At 40.8% G+C, this 12,605-nt stretch carries 9 protein-coding genes; 3 read left to right on the top strand and 6 right to left on the bottom strand.

Going from position 1 to position 12,605, the window contains the following annotated elements; all coding sequences use genetic code 11:
• Window positions 1–8 precede the first annotated feature (8 nt).
• The gene (locus tag BG00_RS12350) at window positions 9–1,250 is read left to right on the top strand and encodes an amidohydrolase family protein (protein WP_036982903.1); all 1,242 of its coding nucleotides are present in this window, start codon (window positions 9–11) and stop codon (window positions 1,248–1,250) included.
• Between the two features lie 110 nt (window positions 1,251–1,360).
• Here the strand turns inward: BG00_RS12350 and BG00_RS12345 are convergent, their stop codons facing one another.
• Both BG00_RS12345 and cspD read right to left on the bottom strand, forming a co-directional pair.
• A complete protein-coding gene (locus BG00_RS12345; protein ID WP_036982901.1) occupies window positions 1,361–3,583 on the bottom strand; it encodes an NADP-dependent isocitrate dehydrogenase in 2,223 nt (740 codons plus the stop codon).
• A 453-nt stretch (window positions 3,584–4,036) separates the two neighbouring features.
• Window positions 4,037–4,255, bottom strand: a complete 219-nt coding sequence (gene cspD / locus BG00_RS12340) for a cold shock domain-containing protein CspD (RefSeq protein WP_013464751.1) — start codon at window positions 4,253–4,255, stop codon at window positions 4,037–4,039.
• A 209-nt stretch (window positions 4,256–4,464) separates the two neighbouring features.
• Between cspD and clpS the strand changes: the two genes are divergently transcribed.
• Both clpS and clpA read left to right on the top strand, forming a co-directional pair.
• Window positions 4,465–4,773, top strand: coding sequence for an ATP-dependent Clp protease adapter ClpS (gene clpS / locus BG00_RS12335; RefSeq protein WP_008110102.1), 309 nt, complete (start codon window positions 4,465–4,467; stop codon window positions 4,771–4,773).
• A 68-nt stretch (window positions 4,774–4,841) separates the two neighbouring features.
• Complete coding sequence (gene clpA / locus BG00_RS12330) at window positions 4,842–7,103, top strand: ATP-dependent Clp protease ATP-binding subunit ClpA (protein WP_036982899.1); 2,262 nt, start codon at window positions 4,842–4,844, stop codon at window positions 7,101–7,103.
• A 513-nt stretch (window positions 7,104–7,616) separates the two neighbouring features.
• Here clpA and infA read toward each other — a convergent pair.
• The 4 genes from infA to BG00_RS12310 form a co-directional block, all read right to left on the bottom strand.
• On the bottom strand, window positions 7,617–7,835 hold the full coding sequence (gene infA, locus BG00_RS12325; protein ID WP_002962494.1) for a translation initiation factor IF-1: 219 nt from the start codon (window positions 7,833–7,835) through the stop codon (window positions 7,617–7,619).
• A 90-nt stretch (window positions 7,836–7,925) separates the two neighbouring features.
• The gene (locus BG00_RS12320; protein ID WP_036982898.1) at window positions 7,926–8,630 is read right to left on the bottom strand and encodes an arginyltransferase; all 705 of its coding nucleotides are present in this window, start codon (window positions 8,628–8,630) and stop codon (window positions 7,926–7,928) included.
• Window positions 8,623–9,339, bottom strand: a complete 717-nt coding sequence (aat, locus tag BG00_RS12315; protein WP_036982897.1) for a leucyl/phenylalanyl-tRNA--protein transferase — start codon at window positions 9,337–9,339, stop codon at window positions 8,623–8,625. The genes BG00_RS12320 and aat overlap by 8 nt, the downstream gene beginning before the upstream one ends.
• 180 nt (window positions 9,340–9,519) lie before the next feature.
• Complete coding sequence (locus BG00_RS12310; protein ID WP_081762907.1) at window positions 9,520–12,333, bottom strand: bifunctional aconitate hydratase 2/2-methylisocitrate dehydratase; 2,814 nt, start codon at window positions 12,331–12,333, stop codon at window positions 9,520–9,522.
• Window positions 12,334–12,605 lie beyond the last annotated feature (272 nt).

Raw genomic sequence — 12,605 nt, 5'->3', positions numbered from 1 at the left:
CACCCAGAATGAAAAAATTATCACGTTCGTTTTCGCTTTCTCTGGTTGCTGCAGGGTTACTAGCATCGGGTGCGGTGAGCGCTCAATCTCTTGCTATTATTAATGCAACTTTACATACATCCTCAGATCAAGGCGTATTAGAGTCTGCCAGCATCGTAATGAATGATGGCAAAATTACTGCAATCAATCCTAGCGATGTTAAAGCAGATAAAATTATTGATGCCAAAGGTCAAATCGTGACCCCTGGTTTTATTGCCACTGTAAATCAACTTGGTTTAGTTGAAGTCGGTGCGGTTGCAGGCTCTCGCGATGCGGGAGAAGAAAAAGCAGGTATTGATTTTGATGCAAGCTTGGCATTTAACCCTCGTTCAAGCCTAATCCCTTATGCACGCAAAGGCGGTGTTACTCGTGACTTAATCACCCCGTACGGCGGTGACAGCATATTTGCGGGCCTTGCCAGTGTGGTGGATTTAAGTGGCAGCTTTGAAAGCGTACTTAAAAAACAAGCGGCATTAGTGGTTCATTTGGGTGAGCGAAGCAAAGGCTCTCGTGCATTTACATTGCAAACACTGATCAATAAGTTAGATGAGCACCAAACCAAAGCAAGCAAAGAAGCTAAAAAAGACGATGCTAAGCCAAGTGCTGAAGATAAAATAATGGCTAAAGTACTAAAAGGCGATATGCCATTACTAATTAGTGTGTCGCGTGCATCGGATATTGTTGAACTTATAAAAGTGAAACAGCAGTTTGGGGTAAATATTGTTCTTAATGGTGCGCAAGATGCCGTTGTAGTTAAAGATCGTATCGCAAAAGCGGGTATTCCTGTGATCATCAGTGCAATGGATAACTTACCAGGCAGTTTTGATTCATTACATGCAAGCCTAAATAATGCCGGCATACTAGAAAAAGCAGGTGTTAAAGTACTTTTAACTGTGGGTGGCGATGCCAGTCATAATGTTTACCAGCTCCGCTATGATGCCGGTAATGCAGTGTCTTATGGTATGAGCCAGCAAGGCGCATTAAAAGCGATGACTTCAAATGTGGCTGATGTATTTGGTATTAATGCCGGTAGCCTAGAAGTAGGTAAAGCCGCTGATGTTGTAATGTGGAGTAATGATCCGTTTGAGCTGAGCAGCCACGTAAATAAAATGTTTATTAATGGGGTTGAGGTAAGTACTGAATCTCGCCAAGATAAACTGCGTGAGCGCTATACAACAGAGTCGAACATGCCACGCGCGTACACAAAATAAACTTTTAAAGTTGAATTGAAAAGGCCGCATTAGCGGCCTTTTTTACGAATACCTTTTTCTTAGGCACAAAAAAGGCGCTCTATGGGCGCCTTTTCGTTCATTTAACTGATTTATACTAGTTTAGATAAAATCTCGTTAAATGTTGTGCTTGGGCGCATTGCTTTAAAAGCTGCATCGTCATTTGGCTGGAAGTATCCGCCAATGTCCATTGCTCGGCCCTGTGCATCGTTTAGCTCGCTAACAATTTGCTCTTTGTTAGTTTCAAGGTCGCTAGCAATTTGCGTAAATTGCGCTTTAAGCTCGCTGTCATCATTTTGCTTAGCAAGTTCTTGTGCCCAGAATAAAGATAAGAAGAAATGAGAACCACGGTTATCAATCTCTTTTACTTTACGTGAAGGCGACTTGTTTTCAGCTAAGAATGTGCCGGTAGCTTTATCAAGTGTATCTGCAAGTACTTGTGCTTTTTTGTTACCTGTTGTTGTGCTTAGGTGCTCAAGTGACGCAGCAAGTGCTAAGAATTCACCTAAAGAATCCCAACGTAAGTGGTTTTCTTTTTCAAATTGTTGAACGTGCTTAGGAGCAGAGCCACCTGCACCAGTTTCAAATAAACCACCGCCATTCATTAGTGGCACAATTGAAAGCATTTTAGCACTGGTACCCAATTCTAAAATTGGGAATAAATCTGTTAAGTAATCACGTAACACGTTACCCGTTACAGAAATTGTGTCTTTACCTTCTTTGATGCGTGCTAGTGAGAACAAGGTTGCATCCATTGGCGATAAAATTTGAATATCTAGGCCAGCAGTGTCGTGATCTGGCAGGTATTTATTTACTTTTTTGATTAGCTCAGCATCGTGTGCACGTTCTGCATCTAACCAGAAAATTGCCGGATTACCTGTTGCGCGAGCGCGGTTTACTGCAAGTTTAACCCAATCTTGAATAGGTGCATCTTTAACCTGACACATGCGCCAGATATCGCCTTTCTCAACACTGTGCTCAAGTAACGTATTACCGTTTGTGTCTACAACACGGATAGTACCGTCAGCTTTTGCTTCAAATGTTTTATCGTGTGAGCCGTACTCTTCTGCTTTTTGAGCCATAAGGCCAACGTTTGGTACGCTACCCATAGTAGTAGGATCAAATGCACCGTGCTCTTTACAAAAATCAATCGTTGCTTGGTAAACGCCAGAGTAACAACGATCTGGAATTACAAAGCTTGTATCTTGTAATTTATCGTCTTTATTCCACATTTGACCGCTTGAACGAATTGCAGCAGGCATAGAGGCATCGATGATCACATCACTTGGTACGTGTAAGTTTGTAATACCGCGATGAGAATCAACCATTGCGATAGCAGGGCGGTCAGCGTAAACAGCTTGAATGTCAGCTTCAATTTCTTCGCGCTTAGCGTCATCTAAAGTTTGAATTTTAGAGTACACATCGCCTAAACCGTTATTTACATCAACACCTAGCTCTTCAAAAAGTGCACCGTGTTTTGCAAAAACGTCTTTGTAAAATACTTTTACAGCGTGACCAAAGATGATTGGATCAGATACTTTCATCATGGTCGCTTTCATATGAAGCGAAAATAACACGCCTTTTTCTTTAGCTGCATTAATTTCATCTTCCAGGAATGCTTGTAATTTTGCAGCACTTATACGTGATGCATCAATAACTTCACCAGCAAGTAGCGGTGTGCTTTGCTTAAGTACAGTGATATCGCCATTAGCCGCTACGTGTTCAATACGAACATCCGTTGCTTCATCAACAGTTAGTGACTGCTCTGAACCAAAGAAGTCACCTTCTTCCATACTTGCAACATAAGACTGCGAATCTTTGCTCCATGCACCCATAGAATGTGGGTTATTACGTGCATATTCTTTTACTGAACTTGGTGCGCGACGGTCAGAGTTACCTTCACGAAGTACAGGGTTTACTGCACTGCCTTTAATTTTGTCATAGGCGGCTTGAATTGCTTTTTCTTCATCGTTTTTAGGTTCTACAGGGTATTCTGGAAGTGCATAACCTTTTTCTTGAAGCTCTTTAATTACAGCGCGAAGTTGTGGAACTGAGGCACTGATGTTTGGTAATTTAATGATGTTAGCTTCTGGTGTTTTTGCCATTTCGCCAAGTTCTGCAAGTGCATCACCAATGCGTTGTTCTTCTGTTAGGTAATCCGGGAAGCTCGCAATTACACGACCAGCGAGTGAGATGTCGCGTGTTTCAACTTCAACACCTGCCGCATTTGTGTACGCTTGGATAATTGGTAACAACGAATACGTTGCTAATGCCGGAGCTTCGTCCGTTTTTGTGTAGATAATTTTTGATGTCATCATCATTCCTAGATAGTAGGCCGCATTGGCCAAATTCAACAATGCAAAGATATCATCGCCTAATACCTTGTAAATAAAGCATTAATATATGCAATGAAAAGTCTGTTAGGTGTTGGTACTCGTATAACCTAAACAAGGTGAGAATAATCACACCTGACGGACTAGTGTCTCTTATAACTAAAATTTATGTAAATACAAATTAGCCATTAGGCTAAAGTAATTACGTTTTACAGGATAAAGAGTGTAACAAGCTTGGCTAAAAAGGGCTAGGATTACGCGCCAAACGCCAGTAGTTAAACATCTAACAGTGAAATTATTGGGGTAGATAAAATAAAATCAAGGAGTGGGGTTGAAATAACGAACAATGAAGCAATTATTACGGAAGTGATTAGGGGTTTTAGGGAATTAAGCGAGGATCTAAACAGGTCGCTCGCTTTAGTCTCATATTTACAATCACTCTAAAATATCACCGTTAGGGGCAATATTAGTAGCGTGTAGACCTTTAGGGCCTTGTTGTAATTCGAAGGTAACATCTTGACCAGCTTTAAGTGTCTTGTATCCGTCCATTACAATAGTGGAGTAATGAGCAAAAATGTCGTTCTCGCAACCGTCTTCTACGATGAAACCAAAACCTTTGGCGTTGTTGAACCATTTGACTTTACCACAAGCCATACTTCTACATCCTTCTATAAGTTGACTAATTTAGTTATCCTAAACTGTATTGTTTGCTAGACTGACTAAGGTTTAATCAATCACCATTTGACTGTAGTTTATTTAAGCAACCAGTCAAGTGTTTTGGGTTATTTTTTAACATTTTATTTATTTTTTTATTCAAGTTTGCTTGAGTTACAAAGACAAGACTATATTTAATTATGAGTGGTATGAAAGATTCTGGTGTTATCGACACCGTTCGCGATAGTGAAAAGCAAAAGTTGCAGCCACCGCGAAAATATAAAGTTGTGTTAAACAACGATGATTACACGCCGATGGATTTTGTAATTGAGATCTTGATGACGTTTTTTAATATGGATAGCGATAGAGCAACTGATGTGATGCTGCAAATACATCAGCAAGGTAAGGGCATTTGTGGTGTTTACAGCGCAGATGTAGCACATACCAAGGCTGAGCAAGTTAACCGCTACTCAAGGGATAACGAGCATCCACTGCTATGTAGTTGTGAGCAGGAATAAATACCACAAAGGTGAACTTTCATCTTTGAAGTGCGGTATAAAATTATTATCTCTGTAAGGGGTTGCCAATGCTAAATAAAGACTTAGAACTAACTTTGAACACCGCGTTTCGTGAAGCGCGTACACGTCGTCATGAGTTTATGACCGTAGAGCATCTTTTATTAGCTCTACTCGATAATCCATCAGCTGGAGAAGCGCTCAATGCGTGTGGTGTTGACATTTCTGGATTAAAAACAGAGTTACTTGAATTTATTGATGAAACCACACCGGTTATTCCTGATTTAGAAGAAGAACGCGAAACTCAACCAACGCTTGGTTTTCAGCGTGTATTACAGCGCGCGGTATTTCATGTGCAATCTTCGGGAAAAAATGAAGTGACAGGTGTAAATGTACTGGTGGCTATTTTTTCTGAGCAAGAAAGCCAGGCAGTTTATTTACTTAAAAAGAATGATATTTCTCGCCTTGATATTGTTAATTTTATTTCTCATGGGATTGCTAAAGGTGATGACGAATTAGGCGATGACACTGACGATATACATGAAGAAGTGCAAGAAGTTGACAGTGAAGAAGCGAGTAAGCTCGACAGCTTCACCACTAATCTCAACATACAAGCCAAAGAGGGCAACATTGACCCGCTTGTTGGTCGTGACAGCGAAGTAGAGCGCACAGTGCAAGTGCTGTGTCGTCGTAAAAAGAACAACCCATTACTGGTTGGTGAAGCTGGCGTGGGTAAAACCGCTATTGCTGAGGGTTTAGCGTATCGAATTGTTAACGAACAAGTGCCTGAAGTTATTGCAGATGCGGTTGTGTACTCATTAGATATGGGCGCGTTACTTGCCGGTACCAAATACCGAGGCGATTTTGAGAAGCGCTTTAAAAGCTTATTAAAAGAGCTGCAAGCAAAACCGGGTTCAATTTTATTTATTGATGAAATTCATACCATTATCGGTGCAGGTGCTGCGTCGGGTGGGGTAATGGATGCCTCAAACTTAATTAAACCGCTACTTTCAAGTGGGCAATTACGTTGTATGGGTTCAACGACTTACGGTGAGTACAAAAACATTTTTGAGAAAGATCGTGCCTTGGTACGTCGCTTTCAAAAAATTGATGTGCTTGAACCTAGCGTTGAAGATACCACTAAAATTCTTAACGGCTTAAAAGAGCGTTATGAAGCACACCATGGTATTCGTTACACGCAAAAAGCGTTAAAGGCGGCAGCCGAGCTTAGCGCAAAGTATATTAATGAACGTCACCTGCCTGATAAAGCGATTGATGTTATTGATGAAGCGGGCGCAAACCAACGTTTGTTACCTACCTCTAAGCGTAAAAAAACGATTGGTGTATCTGATATTGAGATGATTGTGTCTAAAATGGCGCGCATTCCACCACAAAATGTGTCGTCTTCTGATAAAGAAACGCTGAAAAACTTAGACCGTAATTTAAAAATGTTGGTGTTTGGACAAGATCAATCAATTGATGCATTAACTTCTGCTATTCGCTTATCGCGCTCAGGTTTAGCAAACGAGAACAAACCGGTTGGTTCGTTTTTATTTGCAGGCCCAACGGGGGTCGGTAAAACAGAGGTTACCAAGCAATTAGCTAAATGCATGGGTGTTGAGTTTATTCGTTTTGATATGTCTGAATACGTTGAGCGCCATGCGGTGAGCCGTTTAATCGGTGCGCCTCCGGGTTATGTAGGTTTTGAACAAGGCGGCTTATTAACAGAAGCGGTTATAAAAAATCCACATGCAGTGGTATTGCTGGATGAAATTGAAAAAGCCCATCCTGATATCTACAACATTTTATTACAAGTTATGGATCACGGTACGCTAACAGATAATAACGGCCGAAAAGCTGACTTTAGAAACGTCGTCGTGGTGATGACCACCAATGCCGGCGTACAAGAAACTACACGTAAGTCGATTGGTTTTAGTGAGCAAGATCACACACACGATGCAATGGGTGAAATTAACAAAGTATTTTCACCTGAATTTAGAAACCGCTTAGATAACATTATTTGGTTTAATCACCTCGAGAAAGAGGTTATTTTGCAAGTGGTTGATAAATTTGTTGTGGAGCTTCAAGCGCAACTGGATAAGAAGTCAGTTAATCTTGAGCTTACCTCTAAAGCACGTGAATGGTTGGCTGACAAAGGCTATGACAAAGCAATGGGCGCACGCCCTATGGCACGTGTTATTCAGGAAGACCTTAAAAAGCAATTAGCAAACGAAATACTGTTTGGTGAGCTAATTTCTGGCGGTACGGTAAAAGTATCGGTTAAAGATAAAAAACTACGTTTTGATTACGAGAGTGACTTAACGCCAGCCTAACCTAAGAGGTTAGCGATTTTAAAAAGTCTGCTTTGTGCAGGCTTTTTTATTTGCCAAAGAAATAGGCAACAAAAAACCCAGCAAAGGCTGGGTTTTTTGTTTATTAAATGTAATTACTGGCTACTAGGGTCTGTTGACCTTTCAAGGTTAAATTTGCAGCAGTCTGTTTGGTATTTAGGCAAGGCAGAGCCTATGTGGTGTGGTTATTCCCCATAAATAGGCGATAACGCAGCATCAATGCCAAACAGGCGCTGCCCGAAGGGTTCTGCCTAGGGGCGATTTACTCTTTGTTGCCTACATGGATGTAGGTAAGGGGCGTGAGCAGGACGCGGAAGCTTTGCTCGGTTTTTACTTAGCCCACTAGGTTACAAACCTCGCGCCGCGATTAAACCGCCCTTAGTTTGAACAAATTTTAATCCGCAAAGGTCAACAGACCCTAGCATTAATTACATTTAATAAACGCTTAAAGCTAGTTTGCACTAGCCAAAAACTAAATCTCGTTTACGCACTTACTTAGCGAGCACGGAATACGATACGACCTTTCGATAAATCGTAAGGAGTCATTTCTACCGTTACTTTATCGCCGGTTAAAATACGGATATAGTTTTTGCGCATTTTACCTGAAATATGAGCCACAACTACGTGACCATTTTCTAGCTCAACTCGGAACATTGTATTTGGTAAAGTATCAAGGACTGTCCCTTGCATTTCGATTACGTCTTCTTTCGCCATGTTTAGCGTAACACCTCTTTAATAGTTAAACGCTGCAGATTTTGCCCAAAATACGCCAATAAGTAAAGGCGCAGGGGCTATTTTTGTAAATTAAATAGCCAGCCACTGGTCATTGCACTGTTTTTGAGCAGGTAAAAACTGCGTTTTATAGTTCATTTTGTCGCATTCATCTATTTGATAGCCTAAATAAACAAACTGTTTGCGCTGCTGTTTAGCAAATTTAAGCTGCTGTAATATCATTACAGTGCCTAAACTAAAGTGTTCGTAGTCAGGGTCAAAAAATGTATAAATGGCCGAAATAGCGTTGTCCATACAATCAGTTACAGCAACAGCTACTAAGTTTTCTTGATCCCAAAGCTCAATAAAAGTAATGGTTAACCAACTACAAAACAAAAAGCTTTGAAATTGTGATTTATCAGGCGGATACATACTACCGTCTTGGTGGCGCAAGCTAATGTATTTACTGTAAAGTGGATAGTATTGTTCGCGTTCAACTTGAGAATATTTTACCTCAAAGCGGTTTTTTGCTTTGTTAAGTTTACGTTTTTGCGATTTTGTCGGTATAAACTTATCAGCTAAAACGCGCACAGAACTACACGCGCTGCAAATAGGGCAGTGCGGACGGTAAATTTGGTTACCGCTGCGACGAAAGCCTAATGCTAATAATGACTCAAACTTATTGCTGCTGTAACAACTTGGATCGAGTATCACCAGCAATTGCTCTTGGCGATCAGGTAAATAACTGCACTCAAATGGTTGGCTTAGGCCAATACGAGCCGGAAGTTGTTCATTCATATATCGCGATTAGCTCCTGTGGCTGCCACATACTGGCAGCTGGGGTGTAACACTGTGCTTTATTAAGTTTAGTTAAAAATTCTTCACGTGGAATCACGCTGGCACCTAACGACATTAAATAAGGATTTTCTAATTGGCAATCAATAAAATGCGCATTGTGGCGTTTAAGCCAATTAACCAGCGCCCACATAGCCAGTTTGGAACAATTTGTTTGATGATGAAACATTGATTCACCACAAAAAACACCTGTTTGCATGATGCCATATAAGCCACCTGCAAGCTCTCCCTCGCGCCAAACCTCTAAACTATGAGCTAGGCCATTGTGATGGGCATTAATGTACGCCTGTTGCATTTGCAAAGTGATCCAGGTGCCATCGGTATCAATGCGTTGATCGCGACATGCTTCTATCACTTCTTCAAAGGCATGGTTTATGGTTACGGTGACCGGGTGCTTTTTTAAATGCTTACGTAGGCTTTTACTAACATGAAAGTCATTGAGCTCAACAATACCGCGTTCACTAGGCGACCACCACATAATTGGCTCGTGTTCACTAAACCACGGAAAAATACCTTGGCTGTAGGCATTTTTTAATCGCGATACTGATAAGCATCCACCAATGGCAAGTAAACCATCGGGATCATCTAATGCATGGTTGGGATCAGGAAAAGCAAAGTGGCTTTGAGCGAGTTGATAGAGTTGTTTAGTCATAACACCGATTGAATAACTGCATGGTCAAGGTAAAGTGTAACCTGTTGCTTTAAAATCACAAACCACAAATTATTGTGTTGTCCATAGGGTTGAGCAGGGCTTACATTCCTGTTAGATAAATTTTAGACATAAAAAAAGCGCGTTAAAAAACGCGCTTAATTCAATGGTAAACTAATCGAATTAGCTAACCACTTTTACAGGTACTGCTTGTCCAGCGTTAAACTTAGTTGTCATTGCTTCTTCAACAGGTGTAAACGAGGTAAGGTCAATGCCTTCAACCGCAGACTTATACTCTTCGATAGTCGGGAAACGACCAAGTACAGTAGAAAGTACTACAACCGGTGTAGAACCTAGTAGTGACTCACCTTTTTTCTCAGATGTATCGGCTACTACACGGCCTTGGAACAGACGAGTTGATGTTGCGATAACAGTGTCACCAGGTTCTGCTTTTTCTTGGTTACCCATACATAAGTTACAACCAGGGCGTTCTAGGTATAGGATATTTTCATACTTAGTACGTGCCGCTGTTTTTGGTTTTTCATCGTCAAATTCAAAACCAGCGTATTTAGCAAGAATATCCCAGTCGCCTTCCGCTTTAAGCTCATCAACAATGTTGTATGTTGGTGGCGCAACAACTAATGGTGCTTTGAATGTGATAGAACCGTTTTTCTTTTCAAGGTTACGTAGCATGTGAGCAATAATTTTCATATCGCCTTTGTGAACCATACACGAACCAACGAAACCTAAATCAACAGGTTTGTCGTTGTAAAAAGAAACAGGGCGGATCACATCGTGAGTATAACGTTTAGAAACATCATCGTTGTTCACGTCTGGATCGGCAATCATTGGCTCAACGATTTGGTCCAAATCAACCACAACTTCTGCGTGGTATTTAGCGTTGTCGTCTGGAGAAAGTGCTGGCTCTTCACCAGATTGAATACCTGCAATACGCTTGTCAGCTAAGTCGATTAGACCTTGTAGCGTTTGCGCTTCGTTATCCATACCTTTGTTGATCATGATTTGGATACGTGATTTAGCAAGTTCAATTGACTTAATTAGCGTTTCATCATTTGAAATACAGATTGACGCTTTCGCTTTCATTTCTGCAGTCCAGTCAGTGAAAGTAAACGCTTGGTCAGCCATTAGGGTACCAATATGCACTTCAATGATACGACCTTGGAATACGTTTTCGCCACCAAATTGCTTAAGCATTTGCGCTTGCGTTGCATGAACAACATCGCGGAAATCCATGTGCTTAGCCATTTTGCCTTTAAATGTCACTTTAACTGAATCAGGAATCGGCATCGCTGATTCACCGGTTGCAAGTGCAACAGCAACGGTGCCTGAATCGGCACCAAAGGCAACGCCTTTAGACATACGTGTATGCGAGTCACCACCGATGATGATAGCGCGATCATCAATGGTAATGTCGTTCAATACTTTGTGAATAACGTCAGTCATTGCATGGTAAACGCCTTTCGGGTCACGTGCAGTGATCAAACCAAACTTATTCATAAACGCCATTAGTTTAGGAATGTTAGCTTGTGCTTTGCTATCCCATACTGATGCAGTGTGACAACCAGACTGATAAGCACCATCAACAAGTGGTGAAATAGTTGAAGCAGCCATCGCTTCTAATTCTTGTGCTGTCATTGGACCGGTTGTATCTTGCGAACCAACGATGTTCACTTTAACACGAACATTTGAGCCTGCGTGAAGTGGCGTATCTGATAGAACACCTACCGCATTACGGTTAAAGATTTTTTCAACCGCTGTTAAGCCTTGGCCTTCATGTGAAATTTCTTTTGAAGGTGCATACACAAGAGGAGTTTCAATACCCAGCGTTTCAGCAGCAAACGTTTGTAGTTTTTTACCAAATACAACAGCGTAAGAACCACCAGCTTTCATGAATTCAACTTTTTGCGGTGTGAACGCTGATGATACATCAACCAGTTCTTTATCGCCGTTATAAAGCTTTTTCTCTTTTGTATTGATTGTTAATACAGTACCTGTGGCAACTGAATAAGCTTCTTCAAGCACTGCATCGCCATTTTCATCAGTTACAGTATTGCCTTCTGCATCTACTTTCTTAACCCAGTTTTTAAGGTCAAGACCAATACCGCCGGTTACATCAACCGTCGTTAAGAAGATTGGTGCAATACCATTAGTACCTGCAACAACAGGTGCAATGTTGATGAAAGGAACGTATGGACTTGCTTGTTTACCCGCCCAAAGTGCAACGTTATTTACACCAGACATACGAGATGAACCAACGCCCATTGTGCCTTTTTCAGCAATAAGCATTACTTTAGCATTAGGGTGTTTCTTTTGAAGTTCAACGATTTCTTGTTGTGCTTCTTCAGTGATCATACACTTACCGTGTAATTCACGGTCAGCACGTGAGTGTGCTTGGTTACCCGGAGACAGTAAATCAGTTGAGATGTCGCCTTCACCAGCAATGTAAGTTACAACTTCGATTTTTTCTTCGATGTCAGGTAGTTTTGTAAAGAATTCAGCTTTTGAGAAACTCTCTAGTAATTCTTTAGCAATTGCATTGCCTGCTTCGTAGGCCGCTTTAATACGCTCCATATCAGCATCGTATAAGAATACCTGAGTTTTAAGTACTTCAGCCGCTTGTGCTGCGATTGCTGCGTCATCACCAAATGCTAAATCAATTAGCATTTCAATTGACGGGCCGCCTTTCATGTGTGAAAGCAGTTCAAATGCAAATTCTGGAGTGATTTCTGCAACGTGCTCTTCACCTAAAATGATTTCTTTTAGAAACTGTGCTTTAACGCTCGCAGCACTGGTTGTTCCAGGTAAAGTATTATAAATAAAGAAATGCAGTGAATCTTTACGGTGCTCGTTATTAGTATCTTTAATTTGATTAATTATTTCTGATACTAGTTCAGCGCTATCGATTGGTTGTGGGCTTAATCCAAGCTCCGTTTTACGGGTTTGGATTTCTTCCATATATTTTGTATACAAACTCATAGAAAACTCTCGGTAATTTACTTGATATGAAGTTAAGCATTTTAACTGATTTTACAGTCTCTAGTAATGCCTAAATGAATAAAGCTTTTATTCCTGACGATAATTATAGCTAGTTTTACTTTTATAATTTGACGGTATTCGTTGCTCACCCTTAGATCCTATCGCACCTAAGCCATTAATTGTATAAATAAAACTAATTTTAATTATAAATGCAATGAATTTTGGTGTGTGTACAGTTATGTTTGGGCACAAAAAAGGGCTGAAAATTCAGC

It is taken from the genome of Pseudoalteromonas sp. SCSIO_11900, from assembly GCF_000576475.1.
Classification (GTDB): domain Bacteria; phylum Pseudomonadota; class Gammaproteobacteria; order Enterobacterales; family Alteromonadaceae; genus Pseudoalteromonas; species Pseudoalteromonas tetraodonis.
The sequence above is the reverse complement of the archived record's forward strand: the minus strand, read 5'-3'. Positions and strand labels throughout refer to the sequence as shown.